This window comes from Paraliobacillus sediminis (genome assembly GCF_003426055.1).
Window position 1 is genome coordinate 222,498 of sequence record NZ_QJSI01000002.1, and the last position, 21,943, is coordinate 244,440.

Sequence of the window (21,943 nt, forward strand, 5' to 3'; positions counted from 1 at the left end):
GTTCAATTACTTGTTTTTGCAATGACGGTACAAGTGGAGATAATGAATAACTACTTTACTATTTTTAAAAAAGGAGTTAAAAGCTATGTTTAGAGCAATTTTACTAGATTGTATAGCACGTATAAGTATGGAACGGAGTACAGCTTCGATTTTTCATCTCTTGGTTGGTAAGCGCTCAATACAAACGTTGCAAGATTCTAAACTCTATCAAATTACACCTTATTTTGGTGTTTGCAAACATTTGGAAAGAAAGTACTTTGAGGATGAAATTAAAGCTTTAGTAACTGAAAATTATGTTACATTGGACAATCAAAATAATGCGCATATCACCCAAAGTGGTGAGGTATATTTAAAAGGCAAATTAGAAAACTATCCAATTAAACAATTAAATGGTCTTATTTTTGATCGAATGAGTGATTTATTCTGGTTAAGATTGCAATTATGGATTCAAACTTATACGAATATGTCTCGCAAGAAGGGGTACTTTGTTGCAATTACGGAACATAAAGAGGTGCAAACATGGGTAAAGAAACATTATCACATCCATAGAGATGAAAGTGATCAATGGTTAACTGGTATACATCACGAATTGTCTAGCTTTCTTAAAAGTATTAATCCGGATTTAGCGCAATTATTTGTTGATCGATTAACGGGTTATCAAAAGATTGGTTTAACTATGAACCAATTAGCAAGAAAATATCAAACAACGCCTGTCGATATTCATTTATACTTAACTGGTACCATACATCAATTACTAACCTATCTGCATGAACGAGAAAACCAATTAAAATATTTACCGACATTTTATTACTTTACACAGATATCAAAGAAATTTATTACGAATTCAGCAGAAAAAACATACCACTTAATAAAAAAAGGGTTTGACGTTGAACAAATAGCGCGAATTAGACAACTAAAAGTAAATACGATAGAAGATCATATCGTTGAAATTGCTTATATTGAGCCGGAATTTTCAATAAATCCGTATGTAGATCAAGAGTCAGTTACAATTATACTCACTGCTATTAGGAGTAATAAGACAGCAAAGTTAAAACAAATCAAAGAATTAGCTGGAAACAATTTTAGCTATTTTCAGATTCGCCTCGTATTAACGTATTCTGATTTTCCACAGAAGGAGGGTTTATTAAAATGAATCAACTAGAGCGGATCTTGCAAGATTATTTTGGGTTTAATGCATTTAGAACTGGACAAAAAGAAATTATTGAAGATGTCTTAGCAGGTAATAATGTATTAGGCGTATTGCCTACAGGATCGGGAAAATCCATTTGTTATCAGATTCCAGCAATTAAGGGAAATGATACCGTTATTGTCGTATCCCCTCTGCTATCTCTTATGTCAGATCAAGTAAAACAGTTAAAGGCTAAAGGTTTTAAAAAGGTTATCGCAATAAACAGTTTTGTTGACTATACGGAGAGACATTTTTTATTTGACCAGCTGGATTCATATAAATTAATTTATCTTTCACCAGAAATGTTACAAAATAATCGTTTATTAGATCGATTAAAAAGGATAAAAATATCTTTGTTTGTTATTGATGAAGCACATTGTATCTCTCAATGGGGTCATGAATTTAGACCTGATTACCTTAAATTGAATCCTGTTATAGAAGCGTTAAATAATCCTCCAATATTAGCTTTAAGTGCAACAGCTACACCGGAAGTTCAAAAAGATATTGCTAAACAATTAAATAATGTGCCATTAAATAAACATATTTATCCAATGGATCGAGACAATATTGCGTTTACTGTTCAGGCATTACAATCAAAACAAGAAAAAGTAAGTTATTTAAAGCAATTATTAGGAAAGTTTCCGGTTCCAACTATGATCTATTTTTCAAGTAAAAAAGAAGCTGAATTTGTTGCAAGTCAATTAGGGGATAGTTTACAAGAACTTCGTGTTGCATTTTATCATGGTGGTATGGAACAAGTAGATCGTATTTTAATTCAACAACAATTTATGGAGAATCAGTTAGATGTGATCTGTTGTACCAGTGCATTTGGAATGGGGATTGATAAATCAAATGTACGTTTAGTAGTGCATTATCATATACCTACCCAAATTGAATCATTCATACAGGAAGTAGGCAGGGCAGGGAGAGATGGAATGTCTAGTGTCAGTCTGGTATTGTACGCACCTTTTGATGATATTTTACCAAAGCGTTTAATTGAATCTGAATTACCTACAACGGAACAAATCCCTACAATTATAAATAGACTTGATTCACTAGCAAGATCAGACAAGAAAGTTGACTTAGGTAGTCCGTTATTAATAGAGGAGTTTCAAATAAACGAAACACAATGGCGATTTTTACATTATCAACTAGAAAAACATGATATGATTAAAGAAGATCAAATTTTGCCGATATATGATAAGAAGGCAGAAATTTTGGAAGCAATAAATCAAAGAATTATTGAAAGAACGTACTATAAATTAAATAAATTAGATGAAATATTAACCTGGGTAACCGGCGTAACTTGTAGAAGAGAACAATTATATCAAGCATTTCAACCTGATAGTTCAGAAGCGAAATACTTTTGCTGTGATTACTGTGATTTTACATTTAATAAATGGGAACCAATCGTTGAAGCAAAGCAACTTGTAGAAAGTAGTTGGGAAATAGAATTAGCAAATTTGTTCTTGCTAGAGGGGAAGTAAATGAAAGATAGACAAGCAGCAATTATTGCAAGTATGACTAGTAAACAAGTTAGACAACCAGTTTACATATCACAGGGACTTTTACTATTTATAAGTGTAATCATTGCTTGGTTTATTCATGGTTCATTTGCATTTTTTCCAGCACTGTTTGAAGGCTCAGCCACTGAAATTATCTATTATGGTCTATTTTCAGGTATTATTGTCGTGGCAATTGACATTTTTATGTACCAAACCCTATCTAAACGTTATTGGGATGATGGTGGAATTAACGAAAAAATATTTGAAGGAAGTAATATCTATCAAATTATTATCCTAACAATGTTTGTTGCTATAACAGAAGAGGTATTGTTTCGTGGTGTGTTGCAGTCCAGTATTGGTTATATTGCAACGAGTTTGCTATTTGCGTTTATTCATATCCGATATTTATTCAAGCCCGTTTTATTTATTAGCGTTGTTATGCTAAGTTTCTATATTGGTTTTTTATTCGAGGTTACAAATAACCTTAGTGTAACGATTATGACACATTTTATTATTGATTTCAGTTTAGCTTTATATTTACGTTTTTTTAGGAGGGGTTATAGATGAGTGACTACAGAGAAGATCAAGCAATGAGACTACGCGAGCAAATGCAACAAATTCAACGTGACTCTACTGCTAAGGAACAGCCAATTACTACTCCTGAAAAATTAGAGGAAGATGAGCCAAACATTGATATTTTAGATTTGCCACCACGTAGTTATGTGCATGCTGATAAAAAAACAAAAACGAAATGGAAAATCAATTTTCTGTTTATACGTTTTTTAGTTGTCTTATTCATTGTTATTGTAGGATTAGTTTTAACCTATCAGGTATGGGGAGAAGAGTGGTTTAGATCAATAAATGATGAGAATACGGTATATTCACTTCCTGTAGGAGAAAAAGTTACCGTTATTCCAATTAATCAGGAATTATCTAACGAAGTGACTATTGCGGTAGCTAAAGAAACCAATGAGAATGAACTTGTAGAAGTTACTGGAAGATACTATCTTGTAACGGAAAGTGATACGCTAATTTTAATTGCAGAAAAATATTATCAATCAACAAACGTTGTCAGTTCTTTACGTGAATTTAATGAACTAGATTCAAATATCGTAACACCAGGTCAGAAAATTTTCTTACCTAATGAAAAAGAACTAAAGATTTTAGAATAAAAAATCTTTAGTTCTTTTTATTGATTACGCAACTTTCGGAAAGTGAAACGGGCATTTAAGTCTTGGTATAACTCGTGATCATTTTATTTTGTGAATTATATAGAGATTTATCTAAAAGAATTGTTTTTTATCTTTTTCGTCAATTAATATTTGAGCCGCTTCTCTAAAACGTTGCGAATGGACAATTTCTCTTTCGCGTAAAAACTTTAAGCTGTCGTTTAATTGTGGATCATCCGAAACATTAATAATCCATTGGTATGTGGCGCGTGCCTTTTCTTCAGCCGCGATGTCTTCATATATATCTGCAATTGGATCACCTTTTGCTTGAATGTAGGAGGCAGTCCATGGTGCGCCTGCAGCATTTTGATAATATAACGCACTATCGTGATTCACATAATGAGCGGCCAAACCAGCTTCTTTCATTTGTTCTGGGGTAGCATCTTTGGTCAATTTATAAATCATTGTTGCAATCATTTCTAAATGCGCGAATTCCTCGGTACCAATATCATTTAATAGACCAACTACTTTATTTGGAATTGTATAACGCTGGTTGAGGTATCGCAACGCAGCGGATAATTCTCCATCTGCACCCCCATATTGCTCGATAAGATATTTGGCTAAACGTGGATTACATTCTGTTACGCGTACAGGATACTGCAGTTTTTTTTCATAATACCACAATGTGATTTCCTCCTTTTACACTTGCCAAGGCCATGGGGCATTATCCCAATTCCAAGGATAACCAGAATAGCTTTTACCGAAATGCATGAGTGGACCAAACTGTTTTTCGAATTGTTTTTTTAACTTTTTACTTTCAAGTGTACATTGATTAAATTGTTGAATGGCTTCTAAATCTTCGGGATGTGTATCTAAATATAAATTAAGTTCAACTAGAACAAAGTCAACTGCTTGAATTTCTTCTAAGAGATCGTAGTATTGTTGAGGCATTTGTTTAGGCGTGCTCATGTTTTTCCCTCTCTTTCTTAGGTGGATAAGGATCAAATAGTGCTGGCCATAAAGTGCCGGCAAAAAGTGCTTCACGTGCTGTAGGATATTGTGCAAGATTAGGCGGTTGAAATCCCATGTACAAATGGGGAGGTGTCGAATAACTCTTTCTAACAATGGGAGGGCAAGGGTCTAACGGACTAATATATGGATAATAATACTTCGTGTTTGTATAATTCATCTTAAAGCCTCCTTTTTAAAAAAATAACTATGGTAGAATATATGGCATATAAGCACGTCCTATGTGTATAATGATATATATTAGTTCTTTTCGAACAATAACTGGAATCAATAATGAATAAAAAATGAGGTGTTTGATGTGTTTGTAAGAAGTGCAATGAAATCAATTCATCAATGTTTTACGGTATCCCCAAATGAATCAGTGAAAACAGCATTAAATCTAATGAATAATAACAGTATTCAAGCGATGCCTGTAGTTGATGAGGATAAAATTTTCAAAGGAATGATCTCAAAACAAGATATTTATCAGGCCTTTTTTCAAGAAGATTTAGAACGAACTGAATTTTTAGAATCGAAGATAGTAGCAGATATTTTAACACAGCATGATTTATATATTTCTGAGGACGAGGTATTCGAGAATACACTAACAACGTTTAAAGGTTTTCCGATATTAGCTGTTGTTAATGAGCAAAAGAAATTTCTTGGTATAATCAGTCGTTTTGATGTGATTGAACAATTTGAAAGTGTTTTTGGAATGAAGAAACCGGGTGTTCGAATTGCATTCACTTCTGAAGAATCATCAGGCCGCTTTGCTAGATTAGCAGACATCTTAAAACAGCTACATGCTAATATTATATCTATTACAACCTTTGATGAAACAGATAAATTAGCAAGACGAATTGTTTTAAAAGTGAATGAAGATGTTGATGCGAATAAACTAAAGAGTAAGCTTGAAAGAGCAGGGTTTCGTGTATTAGATATTAAAAATATGTAAATCTTGATTTATAGTAATTTGTTTGCTTTCAATCAAGTTATAACTACTATATAATATACATAATTTCAAGTAGGGTACTTTTAAATAAATAAAAGTACCTTATTTGATACCAATCAATTTCTGTTGTTTATTTATATGGGTTGGTATTCGTTACAAAATCGTATACAATAGCATATTATGATATAAATTACGTATTACAATATAAAGGTAGCTAATAAGGGGGGTAATTAACATGCGTTTAGAACGACTTTCTTCTGATCAATTTAAAATATTTCTAACTTTTGATGATTTGGTTGATAGAGGTTTAACAAAAGAAGACCTATGGAGAGATTTACCTAAAATGCAGGCTTTGTTCCACGATATGATGTATGAAGCTAGTGATGAATTGGGTTTTGAATTAGAAGGTGTATTATTAGTGCAAGTTCACGTAATGCAAGCACAGGGTATGTTAATTATCGTAACACAAAGTCAAATTGAGGATGAAGAAGACGAAGAAGATTTTATAGAAATGAAGGTAACGTTGGACGAAAGTAAAGAATTAATTTTTCTATTCCAATCGTTTGAAGATTTGATTCAATTAGCGATACATTTAGATCAAGTTGGAATAACAGGCGGTACTGTATATTCATTTGAAGGAAATTATTATATGGAATTAACAGATGAAGAAGTATTAGATGTGAATCGAGAACATATTATTGCGATTTTGTCTGAGTTTGCTTCACCAAGTATCCTAACATCACATCGTTTAATCGAGTACGGTAATACAATCATGTCACAAGATGCAGTAAAGCAATTAACCAAATACTTTGCCAAGTAAAACAGAAATGACTGCTAGGGGGATTTATTATGCAAGAAGAGCAAGCTATTATTATTGGGGCAGGACCCTGTGGTATGTCAGCAGCTATTGCATTACAAAACAAAGGTATAGAACCGTTATTAATTGAAAAGGGCAATGTCGTCAATGCGATCTATCATTACCCAACGCATCAAACGTTTTTTAGCTCCAGTGATCGATTGGAAATTGGAGAGATACCGTTTATTACAGAATATAAAAAACCTGTTCGTAATCAAGCGCTAGCCTATTATCGTGAGGTAGCAAAAAGAAGAGACTTACGTGTAAATAGCTATGAACGCGTAGTAAAGGTGCTGCGCCAAAGTGACGATTTTCTCCTATATACAGAGACGAATACCGGATTAAAAAATGTATACAAAACACATTCCGTAATCGTAGCAACTGGTTACTATGATCAGCCAAATTTATTGGGTATAAAAGGGGAAGAACTTTCCCATGTTAGTCATTACTTTAAGGAAAGCCATCCATATTACAATAAAAACGTTGTCGTCATCGGTGGGAAAAATTCGGCCGTTGATGCAGCGTTAGAGTTACATAATGCTGGCGCTCATATCACAGTACTTTATCGAGGTAGTGATTACTCTAATAGCATTAAGCCGTGGATCTTACCTGAATTTGTTTCATTAGCAAATAAAGGAACGATAACAATGGAATTTAATGCTACCATTACTGAAATTAAGGAAAAAACTGTTGACTATAGCGTGGATAATCAATCGAAACAAGTAAAAGCCGATTTTGTCTTTGCTATGACTGGTTACCAACCTGATCAATCTTTTTTGAAAGAAATGAATATCGAAGTAGATGATGAAACAGGCAGACCTTCATTTAATCAGGAAACAATGGAAACCAATGTGGATAATATCTATATTGCAGGTGTAATTGTAGCCGGGTTTAATAACAATGAAATCTTTATTGAAAACGGACGATTTCATGGACCGCTTATCGCTGAAGCTATAGCAAAAAAGTAATGAATTATTTTCAATAAAAAAGCAGCACTACTGTGCTGTTTTTTTATGCTTCAAATATTGTTTCTAACCGATCTGGTGAACAATTGGATTCAAGTAATAGGAGCAACTTGATTCTTGCTTTTTGACCGGATAGTCCTTTAGCGAATAAAACACCTGCATTTTTTAATTGTTTTCCACCACCTGGATAATCATAAGTAGGTTGAACAACTCCTTTAAAACTTCGCGATACTAAAACAACAGGCACATTATTTTTTATAAGTTGTTCTATAGAATCAACTATGGCTGGTGGAACATTTCCTTGACCAAATCCCTCAATAACTAATCCATCTAATGATGTTGCGGTAATTGCATTAAATAATGTTTGATCAATACCAGCATATACTTTAATTAAAGGAACGTTTTTCGTTATAGATTCTACTTGATACGTTTCAAGTGAAATCCATTTATGATAAAAATAAACTTTTTGTTTTGTCAGCATACCTATTGGACCGAATTGTGGACTTTTAAAAGTTGCAATATTACTTGTTGATGTTTTTGTTGCATATGCTGCTGTATGAATTTCATCATTCATAACAACAAGTACCCCTTTTTCTTCAGACTCAATTGCACTTGCAACGCGTACTGCACTAATTAAATTATACAACCCATCTGAACCCACCTCATTACTTGAGCGCATTGCACCAGTTACAACAACTGGTTTCTTTGTTTGTAAATAGAGATCGAGGAAATAAGCTGTCTCCTCTAATGTATCCGTACCATGCGTAATAACAATACCATCATATCTATTTGTTTTTAGACGTTTTTCAATATGCTGACCTAGTTGTAACATAAGGATTGGTGTAATATGTGGAGATGGTAGATCAAATAAATAGTCGTCATCTATTTTTGCGAATTGACTTATTATTGCATCTTCACTGGCTAAGGGATGCTTTTTAGTTGTGGAGACTGAACCAGTATCTATGTTCTCAGTCATCGCAATGGTTCCACCAGTATGAATAAGTAAGATATTTTTCATTATTTGCACCAACTTTAATATTTGTATTTTCAAGTCTTCTACTTTCATGATACGATGAAAGTAATTTTTATGGAAGAGGGTGCCGAATTATGGTAGCACTTTTATCTGCCGGTATTGCACCAGCACTAGCTCTAATGTCCTTTTTTTATTTAAAAGATCGATTTAATACAGAGCCACTTTTACCAATAATTCGAAGTTTCTTATATGGGGCACTGCTTGTTTTCCCGATAATGTTTATTCAATATGCATTTTCAGTTGAAGATATTGGTCAGTCACCATTCGTGTCTTCATTTATTTTAACCGGAATGTTAGAGGAATTCTTTAAATGGTTTATTTTTATATACACGATTTATAAGTTTACTGATTTCGATTCCGTTTATGACGGGATAATATATGGCGTTGCAATCAGTTTAGGTTTTGCTACACTTGAAAATATATTATATTTATTTGCTCATGGGATTGAATATGCTTTAAGTAGAGCTATATTTCCAGTTTCTTCGCATGCTTTATTCGGGGTAATTATGGGATATTATTTAGGTAAAGCAAAGTTTAATGCAATACATTCTCGGTCGATCATGATTAGTGCTTTATTTATTCCAGTAATATTACATGGTTTATATGATTATATTTTGCAAATTGTACCAGGCGGAAGATGGTTTTATATATTAATACCATTTATGGTTATATTATGGTTAAATGGTATGAAAAAAGTTAAAATGGCAAACCAACAGCATATACCGATCTATAATCAGGTTAAAAGTGAGAAAACACCTGATTTATAGCAAGTATTCCTTACGATTTTGTAACTAGGATACTTGCTTTTTTTATGTAATTAACATCATAGATGACTAAATTCAATGTATAAAATAACAGTTTCGCACGAAAATACATAACAAGATAGAAACCATTACTTCTAAGAATCTAGGAGGAGCGCAGGATGAGTATAGTTAAAAAAAGCATCTTCTTATTCAGTTTCGTAGGTATATTATTTAGTTTTACAAACGTTGTACCTATAAACACGACCCACGCGTTTAGTGACCAAGTAATTCAACAAGGTGCGACTGGTGAGGATGTTATAGAGTTGCAAGCAAGATTGCAGTATCTCGGATTTTATAACGGAAAAATTGATGGTGTATTTGGGTGGAGTACGTATTGGGCCTTACGCAATTTTCAATACGAATTTGGTATGGAAATCGATGGTTTAGCAGGTACAGCTGCAAAGCAAAAGTTAGAGAAAGCATCGGAATATGATAGAGCATATGTAAAGCAACAAATTGAAGCTGGAAATAATTTTACGCACTATGGTGGTGTGCCCAATGAAGATCAAATAAAAAAGAAAAAAAATACCCCTAAACAAGAAGCACAGCCAGCACCAAAACAAGAGCCACAAGAACCAAAGAATGAACAAGCACCACAAGAAGAGGTAGAAGAAAGCCCTGAAACATCGCTCGAACCAACAGCAGTTAATGTTCCGAATGGATTTTCGCAAAATGATATTCAATTAATGGCAAATGCTGTTTATGGTGAAGCAAGAGGAGAATCCTATGAAGGACAAGTAGCTGTTGCTGCAGTCATATTAAATAGGGTGAATAGCGCTACTTTTCCGAATACTGTTTCTGGCGTTATTTTTGAACCAAGAGCATTCACTGCCGTAGCAGATGGGCAGATTTGGTTAACACCAAATGATAGAGCTAAGGATGCTGTTGTAGATGCGATTAACGGATGGGATCCAACTGGTGAAGCAATATACTACTTTAATCCAGATACTGCTACATCGAGTTGGATTTGGTCAAGACCACAAATCAAAAAAATTGGCAAACATGTTTTTTGTATGTAAGAAAGGAGAATGACTATCATGTTTAGATGGATTGCAATTGGTCTACTAGCGATCGTTGTATTTGCAACCGGTGCATGGGGATACCAAGAACATCAAGAAAAAAATGAAATTTTAGTACAAGCAGAGAATAATTATCAGCGTGCATTTCATGATTTAAGTTATGAAATGGATTTGTTACATGACAAGATAGGTACAACATTAGCGATGAATACGAAAGAAAGAATATCGCCACAATTAATTGAAATTTGGCGATTAACATCAGAAGCACAAAGTGACGTGGGTCAACTCCCCCTAGTATTAATGCCATTTAACAAAACGGAAGAATTTTTATCTGACATTGGTGATTTTAGTTATCGTGCGTCTGTCCGTAATCTTGAACAAGAACCTTTAACTGACGATGAAATAAATACTTTAAACGAATTGTATCAAACAGCTGGGGATATAAAAAATGAATTAAGAAAGGTACAACACGCGGTCTTAGAAGAGAATTTACGTTGGATGGATGTACAGTTAGCTTTAGCTTCTGAGGATGAACCAATGGATAATACGATTATTGATGGTTTTGAAACTGTAGAGGAGACGCTAGGTGGCTATTCAGAAAGTAATCTATCAGCAAGTTTAACAGGTATATCTAATGAAACGCATGAATTTAAATTTATTAATGGTAAAAAAATATCTGAATCAAAAGTTGAAGAACGAATTCGTGAATTATTTGATTTAGATCAGGACATTGATTTAACGGTTGCTAAAAGTGGAGATGGCGCAACGATTCCAATGTATAGTGCTTCCTTTGAAAAAGGCAATGAGCATGGGTATGTTGATATTTCAATCAAAGGCGGTCATCCGCTATCATTTATGTTAAATCGAGAAATTAAAGATAAAAAGTTAAGTTTAAATGATGCACAGCTAGAGGCGGAAAAGTTTTTAGAGAAAAACGGATTTGAGAATATGGAAATGTTCCAAAGTAGTCAATACGATCACGTCGGTGTTTTTCAATTCTTATATCAACAAGATGACGTTCGTATTTACCCGGATAAACTGCAAATGAAAGTAGCATTAGATAATGGAGAGATATTAGGTTTTATTGGAACAGACTTTTACCGCAACCACATAGAGAGAAAAATCGAAGAGCCTACACTATCAATTGATGAAGCAAAAGAGAAGGTAAATACATCTGTAGTTATTCAAGATCAGCATTTAGCTATTGTTGATGATAGTGGTATGGAGGAAGTTTTGGCATATGCATTTCTAGGAACAAAAGATAATGAAACATTCCGTATATTTATTAATGCGATGTCTGGTGAGGAAATTCATGTAGAGAAATTAAAAACAGCTGAAGCAAAATGGAATGTTGATTAAGAAAGGGGAAAAAAACCCTTTCTTTTTTTCTTTAATCTCTATTATTATCTTGCGTAATCTGTATGTTATTTGCGATAATACATATAGACATGTGTAGAATTACCTAGAGAGAAGGAAACATTTTGATGAAAATTGGAACAACCCTTACATTAGAAGCTGAAAATGAGGATGGAGAAATGCATCGGTATAGGTGCAAGGTTGTAGAGATGAAAGGAACTACAATGTATATAGATTATCCAATTAATGAACAAAGTGGTAGGACAAGCATTTTTCCAAAAGGAACTATTTTTCTAGCAAATTTCATTGGTAATGATCAATCTATTTATCAATTTGATACAGAAATAAAAGGAAAAAAAACAGCTAATGTACCGATGTTACTGTTACATTTTCCAAAAGATGATCTAAAAAGAATTCAAAGAAGAGAGTATGTTCGGATAATGACTACGCTTGATATATCTATTCATGATACGAATCAAATCGAGCAACCATTTACAACAATTACCTATGATATAAGTGGTGGAGGTTTAGCTATTGCTTTACCTTCCAATCAAACAATCGAACCTGGTAAGACAGTTGAAATGTGGCTTGTTTTACCGATGGAATCAGGTGAAACGATTTATGTAACTGCTCAAGCTGAAGCAATACGCACGTATCAAAAAAAGGAATCGGATAGACGGCTATTATCAATGAAATTTACTACTATAAATGAAAAAGAGAGGCAACAAATTATTCGTTATTGCTTTGAAACACAATTAAAAGAAAGACGGAAAGATCTTTAATTTAACATGTCTATTTTTTAGAGGGTATATATTTTGTGAATAATATTTCCATAGAAGAATAACGTCAATTTCATAAATGTGGTATTCTTTTAGAAGTACTATTTTAATAGATGTTTTTGTTTAGAAAGGAAGAATAAAAATGGTTGAAAAAAAAATAGCTATTGCTATTGATGGCCCAGCTGCAGCTGGAAAAAGTACAGTTGCTAAGATTGTAGCATCTGATTTAGACTATATATACATAGATACGGGTGCGATGTACCGGGCGATAACTTATAAAGCAATACAAGAGAATGTTAATCTAGAGGATAGCGATGCATTACACGATTTAATTGTAGCAACTACACTGGAATTAGATCAAGGTCAAAATGGTCAAAAGGTTTATCTTGACCAAACAGACGTAACAGAATTAATAAGAACGCAAGAAGTGACAAACCTTGTTTCGATTGTTGCTAAACATGCTAGTGTTCGTAATGAAATGGTTAAGCGACAACAGCAGATGGCTGCTAAGCGTGGTGTTGTCATGGATGGACGGGACATTGGTACACATGTGATTCCCGATGCAGAGGTGAAAGTTTTTCTGATTGCCTCTGTAGAAGAAAGAGCTGAACGAAGACAAAAGGAAAATGATAAAAAAGGAATTGCTTCAGAACTAGAACAATTAAAGTATGAGATTGGAAGAAGAGATAAGTTAGATACAGAGCGAGAAGTTTCTCCTCTTCTAAAAGCTGAAGATGCGATAGAGATTGATACAACAGCTTTATCAATTAAAGGAGTTAGTAGTAAGATATTAGACATTGTGCATTGTGTAAAGGAGCAAAGTAGATGAGTTTCTATAATTTTGCTAAAGGACTTGTAGGATTATATGTTAAACCTGCCTATCGCATGAACGTTATTGGGAAAGAAAATGTTCCAAAACAAGGTCCTGTTATTATTTGTTCGAACCATATATCAAATTGGGATCCATTAGTTGTAGGCATAACTTGTCCACGTAATATATACTTTATGGCCAAAGAGGAATTATTCACCAATAAAATCATTGGTGTATTATTAAGAAAAGTACATGCTTTCCCAATTAAGCGAGGTATGAAAGATCGTAATGCCCTACGGACTGCACTAGAAATCCTTAAGGGAGGAAATACATTAGGATTATTTCCAGAAGGCACGAGAAGTAAAAATGGAGAAGTTGGAGAAGGATTGTCAGGCGTTGGTTTTTTTGCTTTACGATCGGATGCCAAAGTAACTCCTTGTGCTATTATTGGGCCGTATCAAAAGGGAAAAAGACTTAAAGTGGTATATGGTAAACCAATTAATATGGAAGAATTGCGTGAGAGAAAAGCATCGGCACGAGAGGTAACGGATATAATTATGGAAGAAATAAGACAATTAAGACAGGCTAATTTGTAAGTTTCACTGGCTAACACTTGACAAACAGCTTGAAATGTTAGAAGTTAGAAAAAAGGACATTGCAGTTTTGAGTTTTGTCGTAAATTGAAGGAGGCCTCTTGTATGGATGAAATGAATAATGAAGTATCAAATTTCAAAGAATTAACAGAAGGCGAAACAATTACAGGTAAAGTTGTAAAAGTAGAAGAAAAACAAGTATTAGTTGACATTGGTTATAAGGTAGAAGGGATTGTTCCGATTAGCGAACTATCTAGTCTTCACGTAGAAAACGCAAGCGATGTTGTTAGTGAAGGTGACGAATTAACGTTGAAAATAAAAAAAGTAGATGATGATGAAATTGTCCTATCTAAACGTGCTATTGATGCTGATCTAGCGTGGGATGATCTAGAAGAAAAATTTAAAAATGGTGAAATTTTTGAAGCGACTGTTAAAGATGTTGTAAAAGGCGGACTAGTTGTTGATCTAGGTGTACGAGGATTTATTCCTGCTTCTTTAGTAGAGAATCATTACGTAGAGGATTTCTCTGACTATCAAGATAAAGAACTAGCTTTGAAAGTTGTAGAATTCGATCGTGAACAAAATCGCCTAATTCTATCTCATCGTGCTGTTGTAGAATCTGATCAAAGTGAAAAGAAACAAGAAGTGCTGGCTTCCATTAGCGAAGGTCAGATACTAGAAGGTAAAGTAGCGAGAATTACCAACTTTGGTGTATTTGTTGATTTAGGTGGAATTGATGGACTTGTGCACATTTCTCAATTATCCCATGAACATGTTGAAAAAGCATCGGATGTTGTTTCAGAAGGCGAATCTATTAAAGTAAAAGTATTAGCAATTAATATAGAAAATGAAAGAATATCGCTTTCTGTAAAAGAAACAACACCTGGACCATGGGAAAATATTGAAGAAAAATTACAATCTGGTAGCATAGTTGAAGGGACGGTAAAACGTTTAGTTAACTTTGGTGCTTTTGTTGAAGTGTTACCTGGAGTTGAGGGTCTTGTACACATTTCACAAATATCTACTGAACATATTGGTACGCCTCAAGAAGTATTATCTGTGGGACAGTCAATTAAAGTGAAAGTTCTAGATGTAAATGAAAAGGATAAACGTGTATCATTAAGTATTAAAGAAATAGAAGCTGATCAGAATCAACAAGATCTAAAAGCTTATGTAAAAGAAAGTGATCATGCAGGTTTTCAACTTGGAGATATGATTGGTAACAAATTAGATAAATATAAATAATTCAACTTTCTCAGAATGAAACAGGTATTTACGTATTGGTATAACTAGAGAGTCTCGCACTTCAAAGTTGAAGTTGACTTCGTACACCTTTCATAATCATCATATAATAATTTTGAGAAGTCCGCACTTTTAATGTGCGGGCTTTTTTGTGTCCAACTTTTATTATAAGTGTTTAAAAGTATGGAGCAATAGCTATAATGACTACTGGTGGTGATCACATTGGATGGCATTTTATTTTATTGGCTAGGTTGGATATTTTGGGTTATAACAACTTTTTTTATGCAAAAAGGAAAGAATCGAACAACTTTAACCTTTTTTATCCTACTTATTATTGCTTTATCTTTGATGAAATTCACTATTTTGGGTTATGAAATAGGTCTTTCCTTTTTCGTACTTATTTGTGGATCATTTTTCCTTTTAGTAAAGCAAAACCGTAAATTATATACACTTTTTGTCATTACCTTCATTGGTTTTAGTTATACTGGTTTACGCTTATGGGAAGTTGTTAGTCCAGTATGGGTGATTATACCCCGTGTTTATTTATATGCCGCTATTATAATTTTACTGACGCTATTTTTTAGCAGAAATTATGTCCAATGCTTTTTGATAGGTTGCTTGTCTATCAGTCTTGGTGAAGTTGTTTATGTCTTGTTAGTTGATCGAATTGGTTGGGATCTACCAATTGGAGATAGCGGTATTATGGACTTACTATTCTTACATGTTTCCTCAGTATTAATTTTATATATTTGGAAAGAAATAAAATTAAAATTCGAGGATATACTACAACAAGTAGAACTGCAAAAAAAGGGGTGGACAAATGAATGAATACACATTACCAATTATTTACGGTGTAGTATTTGGGACGATTTCTCGCGCTATCATGCTTCGAACAGACTATCGACAGTACCCTACATACTTGCATGGAAAAGTAATTCATCTTGCTTTAGGTTTCATTGCGGCTGCATTAGGTGCTGTAGCGATACCGGCCATAATGGAAAAAGAATTTACCGCAGTTACCTTTCTGACAATTGCTGCATCGCAATTTAGAGAAGTTCGAAATATGGAACGTAATACGCTGGCAGAATTAGATAGTTATGAATTAGTACCCAGAGGAAATACATACATTGAAGGGATTGCTGTAGCGTTTGAAAGCAGAAATTACCTAGTTATTTTCGTATCTTTTTTAACTACATTAATTTACATCGTCATTAATTGGTGGTCGGCAATTTTATTTGGTATTTTAAGTTTTATAGTCGTTCGAAAGTTAATGAGTGGTTCGACTATGAAAGAAATTGTGGAGATTGAAAAGAAAGAAGTTCATTTCAATGGTGCTGGTTTATATGTTGATAATATTTACATCATGAATATTGGACTTCCAGCTAGACAAAAAGAAATCCTACAGTATGGAATGGGATTTGTGCTTACACCTAAAAATTTTAATGTCCGCTCGACAATTGCAAATTTAGGACAGAGACAAGCAATTTTACACGATGTGTCTATTTCTTTAGGCGTGTTCCGTGATTCTGGAACCCCAGCCCTAGCTCCGTTAATTAAACGAGATTTAGATGACGGTAGAATTGGCGTTTTTATTTTGCCTCAAAATCAAGATGTTGAAAAGGCCAAAAATGTTATAGGAGCTGTTCCAGTATTAGAAAATGCAATTCGTATGCCTTCTGAATCTAAAGCTAGTAAAAAGAATCGAGGTAAGTAAGATGGATATAGAGAAAGCAATTTTAGCTATCATTACAATAAACAAAGAAAAAGTGTCAGGGGGCGCACCCATCTTTTTTTGTGAAAATAAAAATGAAATGGACAAGGTTGGAGCAAATCTTGAAGCGATTATTGATGGAATCTGTCATGCACTGAGCGATGAATTATATATTATCGTGAAACATTAAAATGATAACTTTTTTTAAAACAGTCTTTGTTAAAATCAATTGTTGTTTAAAGTTACCGCTTTTGTTAAAATGTATAAGTTAAGGTTATAGATATAGATTTCTATCTACTATAATGTAAAACATATCATATGAACGTATAAGAAAGGATGTACCTTTCATGAGAAAATCAGTAGTAGCAATTGTAGGAAGACCAAACGTAGGTAAATCAACGATATTTAATCGACTTGTGGGGGAAAGAATCTCCATTGTAGAAGATACTCCAGGTGTGACGAGAGATCGTATTTATGCACCAGCTGAATGGTTGACAACTACATTTAATCTTATTGATACAGGTGGTATTGAATTAGGCGACGAACCATTACTTGTTCAAATGCGAGAACAAGCTGATGTAGCCATTCGAGAAGCCGATGTTATTATTTTCATGGTAAACGGAAGAGAAGGAATTACAGCTGCTGATGAAGAAGTAGCTAAAATCTTATTTAAATCAAACAAACCAGTTGTCTTAGCTGTGAATAAAGTAGATAATCCAGAGATGCGCGAACAAATTTATGAATTTTATTCATTAGGATTTGGTGAGCCATACTCTATTTCTGGTACGCACGGTCTAGGACTCGGAGATCTTTTAGATAAGGTAGTATCCTATTTCCCAACATTAGAGCAAGAGGATGTTGATGAAGAGACTATTTACTTCAGTTTAATCGGTAGACCAAATGTAGGGAAATCATCATTAGTTAACTCCTTGTTACAACAGGAACGTGTAATTGTTAGTAGTATTCCAGGAACAACTCGCGACGCAGTTGACTCACCTTTTACAAAAGATGATCAGGATTTTATCATAATTGATACTGCCGGTATGCGTAAACGTGGTAAAATTTATGAGTCTACAGAAAGATACAGTATTTTACGTGCATTAAAAGCAATTGAGCGTTCAGATGTTGTTTTAACATTAATTGATGCTGAATCTGGTATTATTGAACAAGATAAAAAAATTGCGGGTTATGCACATCAGGCAGGCAAAGCTGTTGTTATTGTTGTGAATAAATGGGATACAGTTATTTCTGATGATAAGGCAATGAAGGAATTTGAACAGAAAATTCGTGTACAATTTCCATTTTTGGATTATGCACCAATTGTGTACTTGTCAGCCAAGACGAAAAAACGTACTCAAACTTTAATTCCACAAGTTTTAATTGCTAGTGAGAATCATTCAAAACGTGTAGAAACTAACGTTTTAAACGATGTTATTATGGATGCTATCGCAACAAATCCAACCAGTACGTTTAAAGGTAAGAAACTTAAGATATTATATGCAACACAAGTAGCGGTTAAACCTCCTAGTTTTGCTGTGTTTGTTAATGATCCAGAACTTCTTCACTTTTCGTATGAACGATTCTTAGAAAATCGTATACGTGCGGCTTTTGGTTTTGAAGGCACACCAATAAAAATATTTGCAAGACAAAGAAGTTAATTAGGAGGTAGAAATAGATGGATAGAATTGCAGTTTTGGGTGCTGGGAGTTGGGGAACAGCTTTAGCTTTGGTATTACAAGAGAATGGTCATGACGTTCGTCTATGGACACACAAACAAGATCATGCGGACGATATAAACAAGACACATAGGAATGTAGCCTATTTGCCGGAAATAGAAATACCAGATGATTTATTTGTAACGAGTCATTTAGACAAGGCACTAAAAGATGTTACCACTATTGTATTTGTTCTACCTACTAAGGCTATACGTGATGTTTGTAGACAGGTCGACAAAATAATTGATCATAAAGTGACGATTATTCATGGAACTAAAGGAATTGAATCTAAAACATTTAAACGTGTTTCAGAAATGATGGAAGAGGAACTTTCAGAAAATCTATTTGAAGAAATAGTTGTTTTGTCTGGACCAAGTCATGCAGAAGAAGTAGCTATCAAGCATCCTACTACGGTAACAGCTTCTTCAAAAAGTATTGCTGAAGCACAAAAAGCACAGGATCTGTTTATAAATAAAGATTTTCGTGTGTATACTAGTCCAGATATGATTGGCGTAGAATTGGGAGGCTCTTTAAAGAATATTATTGCTTTAGGAGCTGGTATTTCCGATGGATTAGGTTATGGTGATAATGCAAAAGCAGCCTTAATGACGAGAGGTTTGGCAGAAATAGCACGATTAGGTACAGCAATGGGGGCGGATCCATTAACATTTACTGGCCTTAGTGGTGTTGGTGACTTAATTGTTACCTGCACTAGTATCCATAGTCGAAATTGGAAAGCAGGTAACCTTTTAGCTAAAGGTAACCCGCTTGACGATGTGTTAAATGAAATGGGAATGGTTGTGGAAGGTGTTTATACTACTGAAGCAGCTTACCATCTTGCCGTAGACCGAAAGATTGATATGCCAATTACAACGGGTTTGTATCACATTTTATTTAAAGGTGCAGATCCTAAAGATGTTGTTGATCAATTAATGACACGGATGCGACGTCATGAAATGGAAGATTTATAAGTATTTTAAGTAATCCTTATATGGGTTAACATCATTATTCCTCCTTGCATATAGTATGTTGAAGATATTTAGTCAAGGAGGAGAAGTACGTGAGCGATTTCAAAAACAATATGTTTGATCAGATTCAAAAAAAATCTAACATTAATTCAGATGAGATTATAAAAGTAGCTAATTCTGTTCAAAATGCTGATTTCTCAAATGAAACGACGGTAAGAAACTTGGTTAGACAGTTAGCTAAGATGGCCAATAAGCCAATTTCCAAAGAAAAAGAAGACAAATTAGTCGAATCCATTACAAAGAATAATGTGCCAACTGATATAAACGCCTTAAGTCAACTTTTTAAAAAGTAGATGGAACTGGGCATATGAGGATGCAAAATAGATTCATCAGCATAATATAAAACGCACAAGCATTCATTTTAGAGTTGCTTTGGGTATTATTTAGTCATACCGAGATGGAAATTGCCCCTTCTGTCTCGGTCTTTTTTTATATTTTTTTAAAAAAATATCTTTTTTAAGCATAATAAGTGATTCTCTGTAGTAATAATCTTAGGAGTGGACAATTAGTTCAACTGAGCTTCATCTACATAAGATTTGACATTCTCGAATTTTTATTTCGTAATCGAGTCATATTACAGTAGGACAATGTCATAGACTGTAAATGTCAAAGATTCGTAATCGTTTATGGTGAAGTAGATCGGGAGGGGATCACTTGGAAAGAGTTGATATTTTTAAAGATATCTCGAAACGAACGAATGGAGATATTTATTTAGGTGTAGTAGGAGCAGTACGTACTGGTAAATCAACATTTATTAAAAAATTCATGGAACTGGTTGTCTTACCTAATATTGCCGATGAGGGCGATCGAGCGCGTGCACAAGATGAATTACCACAAAGTGCGGCGGGTAAAACAATTATGACAACCGAACCGAAATTCGTTCCAAATCAAGCGGTTGCTATTCATGTTGATGATGGCTTAGACGTCAATGTAAGGCTAGTAGATTGCGTTGGTTATACGGTAAAAGGTGCACAAGGTTTCGAAGATGAAAATGGACCGAGAATGATTCATACGCCTTGGTATGAGGAACCAATTCCATTTCATGAAGCAGCTGAGATTGGAACACGAAAAGTTATACAAGAGCATTCTACAATGGGTGTTGTGGTAACAACTGATGGATCAATAGGTGATATACCTCGCATTGACTATGTTGAAGCAGAACAACGTGTAGTTGATGAACTAAAAGAAGTTGGTAAACCGTTTATCATGGTTGTAAACTCTGTTCAGCCTTACCATCAAGATACAGAGTTACTTAGACAACAGCTCGCGGATGAATATGATATTCCTGTATTAGCTATGAGTGTGGAGAGTATGAAAGAACATGATGTGTATAACGTGCTGAGAGAAGCATTGTATGAGTTCCCTGTTTTAGAAGTGAATGTAAACTTACCTAGTTGGGTAATGGTTTTAGATGATGATCATTGGTTACGAGAGAGCTATCAATTGGCAATTCAAGAAACTGTAAGAGATATCAAACGTTTACGAGATGTAGATCGGGTTGTGGGTCAGTTTGATGATTATGATTATATTGACCGAGCGCAGATTGCTGGTATCCAAATGGGTGAAGGTATTGCTGAAATTGATTTACAGGCACCAGATCACTTGTATGATCAAGTTTTAAAAGAAATAGTAGGGGAAGAAATTAGAGGGAAAGATCATTTACTTGAATTAATGCAGGACTTTGCGAAAGCAAAACGAGAATATGATCAAATCGCTGATGCCCTACAAATGGTAAAACAAACAGGTTATGGTGTGGCTGCACCATCAATAGCTGATATGGTGTTAGACGAGCCAGAGATTATCCGCCAAGGTGCGAGGTTTGGCGTTAGATTAAAAGCAGTAGCGCCATCCATTCATATGATTAAAGTAGAAGTAGAGTCAGAATTCGCACCAATTATTGGAACAGAAAAACAAAGTGAAGAGTTAGTGCGATACTTAATGCAAGACTTCGAGGACGATCCATTATCAATTTGGCAATCTGATATATTTGGTCGATCATTAAGTTCTATTGTACGAGAAGGAATTCAAGCGAAATTATCACTTATGCCTGAAAACGCTAGATATAAACTAAAAGACACATTAGAACGTATTATTAACGAAGGTTCTGGTGGTTTAATAGCAATTATCCTCTAACGGCTTGAATTCCAAGTCGTTTTTTGGTTTATAAATAGGTGTCCACACCTAATATGTAAGCTTTAAGCACGGTTTT

General features: G+C 34.2%; 25 protein-coding genes. 21 read left to right on the top strand and 4 right to left on the bottom strand.

Going from position 1 to position 21,943, the window contains the following annotated elements; translation table 11 throughout:
• Positions 1–85 precede the first annotated feature (85 nt).
• The 4 genes from D2K60_RS07125 to D2K60_RS07140 are packed head-to-tail and all read left to right on the top strand — an operon-like array spanning position 86 to position 3,866.
• Positions 86–1,153, top strand: a complete 1,068-nt coding sequence (locus D2K60_RS07125) for a YpbB family protein (RefSeq protein ID WP_117169328.1) — start codon at positions 86–88, stop codon at positions 1,151–1,153.
• Positions 1,150–2,676: a RecQ family ATP-dependent DNA helicase gene (locus D2K60_RS07130; protein WP_117169329.1), complete on the top strand. Its 1,527-nt coding sequence runs from the start codon at positions 1,150–1,152 to the stop codon at positions 2,674–2,676. Before D2K60_RS07125 ends, D2K60_RS07130 begins: the two co-directional genes overlap by 4 nt.
• Positions 2,677–3,261 (top strand): CPBP family intramembrane glutamic endopeptidase, encoded by a 585-nt coding sequence (locus D2K60_RS07135; protein ID WP_117169330.1) that lies wholly within the window; start codon positions 2,677–2,679, stop codon positions 3,259–3,261. It abuts the gene before it with no gap.
• Positions 3,258–3,866, top strand: a complete 609-nt coding sequence (locus D2K60_RS07140; RefSeq protein WP_117169331.1) for a LysM peptidoglycan-binding domain-containing protein — start codon at positions 3,258–3,260, stop codon at positions 3,864–3,866. The genes D2K60_RS07135 and D2K60_RS07140 overlap by 4 nt, the downstream gene beginning before the upstream one ends.
• 111 nt (positions 3,867–3,977) lie before the next feature.
• On the opposite strand, the gene D2K60_RS07145 is transcribed toward D2K60_RS07140, so the two are convergent.
• The 3 genes from D2K60_RS07145 to D2K60_RS07155 are packed head-to-tail and all read right to left on the bottom strand — an operon-like array spanning position 3,978 to position 5,052.
• Positions 3,978–4,547 carry a manganese catalase family protein gene (locus D2K60_RS07145; RefSeq protein ID WP_117169332.1) on the bottom strand — a complete coding sequence of 190 codons (570 nt, stop codon included), beginning with the start codon at positions 4,545–4,547 and terminating at the stop codon, positions 3,978–3,980.
• A gap of 15 nt (positions 4,548–4,562) precedes the next feature.
• On the bottom strand, positions 4,563–4,832 hold the full coding sequence (locus D2K60_RS07150; RefSeq protein ID WP_117169333.1) for a spore coat protein CotJB: 270 nt from the start codon (positions 4,830–4,832) through the stop codon (positions 4,563–4,565).
• A complete protein-coding gene (locus tag D2K60_RS07155; protein WP_117169334.1) occupies positions 4,819–5,052 on the bottom strand; it encodes a spore coat associated protein CotJA in 234 nt (77 codons plus the stop codon). Before D2K60_RS07155 ends, D2K60_RS07150 begins: the two co-directional genes overlap by 14 nt.
• A 138-nt stretch (positions 5,053–5,190) precedes the next feature.
• Here D2K60_RS07155 and D2K60_RS07160 point away from each other — a divergent pair, with 138 nt between their 5' ends.
• The 3 genes from D2K60_RS07160 to D2K60_RS07170 all read left to right on the top strand — a co-directional run bounded on the left by D2K60_RS07160 (position 5,191) and on the right by D2K60_RS07170 (position 7,647).
• A complete protein-coding gene (locus tag D2K60_RS07160) occupies positions 5,191–5,826 on the top strand; it encodes a CBS domain-containing protein (protein WP_117169335.1) in 636 nt (211 codons plus the stop codon).
• 232 nt (positions 5,827–6,058) lie between these two features.
• Positions 6,059–6,643, top strand: a complete 585-nt coding sequence (locus D2K60_RS07165) for a genetic competence negative regulator (protein WP_117169336.1) — start codon at positions 6,059–6,061, stop codon at positions 6,641–6,643.
• Between the two features lie 29 nt (positions 6,644–6,672).
• Positions 6,673–7,647 (top strand): YpdA family putative bacillithiol disulfide reductase, encoded by a 975-nt coding sequence (locus D2K60_RS07170; RefSeq protein WP_117169337.1) that lies wholly within the window; start codon positions 6,673–6,675, stop codon positions 7,645–7,647.
• A 43-nt stretch (positions 7,648–7,690) separates the two neighbouring features.
• Here D2K60_RS07170 and D2K60_RS07175 read toward each other — a convergent pair whose 3' ends face one another.
• Positions 7,691–8,662, bottom strand: a complete 972-nt coding sequence (locus D2K60_RS07175) for an asparaginase (protein ID WP_117169338.1) — start codon at positions 8,660–8,662, stop codon at positions 7,691–7,693.
• 89 nt (positions 8,663–8,751) lie between these two features.
• Here D2K60_RS07175 and prsW point away from each other — a divergent pair, with 89 nt between their 5' ends.
• From prsW to spoIVA, 14 genes are all read left to right on the top strand, one after another.
• Positions 8,752–9,444, top strand: a complete 693-nt coding sequence (prsW, locus tag D2K60_RS07180; RefSeq protein ID WP_117169339.1) for a glutamic-type intramembrane protease PrsW — start codon at positions 8,752–8,754, stop codon at positions 9,442–9,444.
• Positions 9,445–9,599: 155 nt separating this feature from the next.
• Positions 9,600–10,499, top strand: coding sequence for a spore cortex-lytic enzyme (gene sleB, locus D2K60_RS07185; protein ID WP_117169340.1), 900 nt, complete (start codon positions 9,600–9,602; stop codon positions 10,497–10,499).
• An 18-nt stretch (positions 10,500–10,517) separates the two neighbouring features.
• Entirely contained in the window at positions 10,518–11,858 is a 1,341-nt protein-coding gene (gene ypeB / locus D2K60_RS07190; protein WP_117169341.1) for a germination protein YpeB, read from the top strand.
• A gap of 125 nt (positions 11,859–11,983) precedes the next feature.
• Positions 11,984–12,637 (top strand): flagellar brake protein, encoded by a 654-nt coding sequence (locus tag D2K60_RS07195; protein ID WP_240335273.1) that lies wholly within the window; start codon positions 11,984–11,986, stop codon positions 12,635–12,637.
• Between the two features lie 139 nt (positions 12,638–12,776).
• Positions 12,777–13,463, top strand: a complete 687-nt coding sequence (gene cmk, locus D2K60_RS07200; protein WP_117169343.1) for a (d)CMP kinase — start codon at positions 12,777–12,779, stop codon at positions 13,461–13,463.
• Positions 13,460–14,041 (top strand): lysophospholipid acyltransferase family protein, encoded by a 582-nt coding sequence (locus D2K60_RS07205; RefSeq protein WP_117169344.1) that lies wholly within the window; start codon positions 13,460–13,462, stop codon positions 14,039–14,041. The genes cmk and D2K60_RS07205 overlap by 4 nt, the downstream gene beginning before the upstream one ends.
• A gap of 102 nt (positions 14,042–14,143) precedes the next feature.
• Positions 14,144–15,283, top strand: coding sequence for a 30S ribosomal protein S1 (gene rpsA, locus D2K60_RS07210; protein ID WP_117169345.1), 1,140 nt, complete (start codon positions 14,144–14,146; stop codon positions 15,281–15,283).
• A 219-nt stretch (positions 15,284–15,502) separates the two neighbouring features.
• On the top strand, positions 15,503–16,108 hold the full coding sequence (locus D2K60_RS07215) for a YphA family membrane protein (protein ID WP_117169346.1): 606 nt from the start codon (positions 15,503–15,505) through the stop codon (positions 16,106–16,108).
• The gene (locus D2K60_RS07220) at positions 16,101–16,994 is read left to right on the top strand and encodes a YIEGIA family protein (RefSeq protein WP_117169347.1); all 894 of its coding nucleotides are present in this window, start codon (positions 16,101–16,103) and stop codon (positions 16,992–16,994) included. Before D2K60_RS07215 ends, D2K60_RS07220 begins: the two co-directional genes overlap by 8 nt.
• Before the next feature lies 1 nt (position 16,995).
• Entirely contained in the window at positions 16,996–17,181 is a 186-nt protein-coding gene (locus D2K60_RS07225; protein ID WP_117169348.1) for a capping complex subunit for YIEGIA, read from the top strand.
• Positions 17,182–17,338: 157 nt separating this feature from the next.
• Complete coding sequence (der, locus tag D2K60_RS07230; RefSeq protein WP_117169349.1) at positions 17,339–18,649, top strand: ribosome biogenesis GTPase Der; 1,311 nt, start codon at positions 17,339–17,341, stop codon at positions 18,647–18,649.
• Positions 18,650–18,666: 17 nt separating this feature from the next.
• The gene (locus D2K60_RS07235; RefSeq protein WP_117169350.1) at positions 18,667–19,677 is read left to right on the top strand and encodes an NAD(P)H-dependent glycerol-3-phosphate dehydrogenase; all 1,011 of its coding nucleotides are present in this window, start codon (positions 18,667–18,669) and stop codon (positions 19,675–19,677) included.
• An 89-nt stretch (positions 19,678–19,766) separates the two neighbouring features.
• Positions 19,767–20,027, top strand: a complete 261-nt coding sequence (locus D2K60_RS07240) for a stage VI sporulation protein F (protein ID WP_117169351.1) — start codon at positions 19,767–19,769, stop codon at positions 20,025–20,027.
• Between the two features lie 361 nt (positions 20,028–20,388).
• Positions 20,389–21,867 carry a stage IV sporulation protein A gene (spoIVA, locus tag D2K60_RS07245; RefSeq protein WP_117169352.1) on the top strand — a complete coding sequence of 493 codons (1,479 nt, stop codon included), beginning with the start codon at positions 20,389–20,391 and terminating at the stop codon, positions 21,865–21,867.
• Positions 21,868–21,943: the final 76 nt, after the last annotated feature.

Bases quoted from the DNA above. Each gene is read 5' to 3' on its own strand.
- D2K60_RS07235 (WP_117169350.1), top strand. From the start codon at position 18,667: ATGGATAGAATTGCAGTTTTGGGTGCTGGGAGTTGGGGAACAGCTTTA.
- D2K60_RS07155 (WP_117169334.1), bottom strand. From the start codon at position 5,052: ATGAATTATACAAACACGAAGTATTATTATCCATATATTAGTCCGTTA.
- D2K60_RS07205 (WP_117169344.1), top strand. From the start codon at position 13,460: ATGAGTTTCTATAATTTTGCTAAAGGACTTGTAGGATTATATGTTAAA.
- D2K60_RS07125 (WP_117169328.1), top strand. From the start codon at position 86: ATGTTTAGAGCAATTTTACTAGATTGTATAGCACGTATAAGTATGGAA.
- D2K60_RS07175 (WP_117169338.1), bottom strand. From the start codon at position 8,662: ATGAAAAATATCTTACTTATTCATACTGGTGGAACCATTGCGATGACT.
- cmk (WP_117169343.1), top strand. From the start codon at position 12,777: ATGGTTGAAAAAAAAATAGCTATTGCTATTGATGGCCCAGCTGCAGCT.
- prsW (WP_117169339.1), top strand. From the start codon at position 8,752: ATGGTAGCACTTTTATCTGCCGGTATTGCACCAGCACTAGCTCTAATG.
- D2K60_RS07220 (WP_117169347.1), top strand. From the start codon at position 16,101: ATGAATGAATACACATTACCAATTATTTACGGTGTAGTATTTGGGACG.
- D2K60_RS07135 (WP_117169330.1), top strand. From the start codon at position 2,677: ATGAAAGATAGACAAGCAGCAATTATTGCAAGTATGACTAGTAAACAA.
- rpsA (WP_117169345.1), top strand. From the start codon at position 14,144: ATGGATGAAATGAATAATGAAGTATCAAATTTCAAAGAATTAACAGAA.
- D2K60_RS07130 (WP_117169329.1), top strand. From the start codon at position 1,150: ATGAATCAACTAGAGCGGATCTTGCAAGATTATTTTGGGTTTAATGCA.
- D2K60_RS07140 (WP_117169331.1), top strand. From the start codon at position 3,258: ATGAGTGACTACAGAGAAGATCAAGCAATGAGACTACGCGAGCAAATG.
- D2K60_RS07195 (WP_240335273.1), top strand. From the start codon at position 11,984: ATGAAAATTGGAACAACCCTTACATTAGAAGCTGAAAATGAGGATGGA.
- der (WP_117169349.1), top strand. From the start codon at position 17,339: ATGAGAAAATCAGTAGTAGCAATTGTAGGAAGACCAAACGTAGGTAAA.
- D2K60_RS07225 (WP_117169348.1), top strand. From the start codon at position 16,996: ATGGATATAGAGAAAGCAATTTTAGCTATCATTACAATAAACAAAGAA.
- D2K60_RS07170 (WP_117169337.1), top strand. From the start codon at position 6,673: ATGCAAGAAGAGCAAGCTATTATTATTGGGGCAGGACCCTGTGGTATG.
- sleB (WP_117169340.1), top strand. From the start codon at position 9,600: ATGAGTATAGTTAAAAAAAGCATCTTCTTATTCAGTTTCGTAGGTATA.
- D2K60_RS07165 (WP_117169336.1), top strand. From the start codon at position 6,059: ATGCGTTTAGAACGACTTTCTTCTGATCAATTTAAAATATTTCTAACT.
- ypeB (WP_117169341.1), top strand. From the start codon at position 10,518: ATGTTTAGATGGATTGCAATTGGTCTACTAGCGATCGTTGTATTTGCA.
- D2K60_RS07150 (WP_117169333.1), bottom strand. From the start codon at position 4,832: ATGAGCACGCCTAAACAAATGCCTCAACAATACTACGATCTCTTAGAA.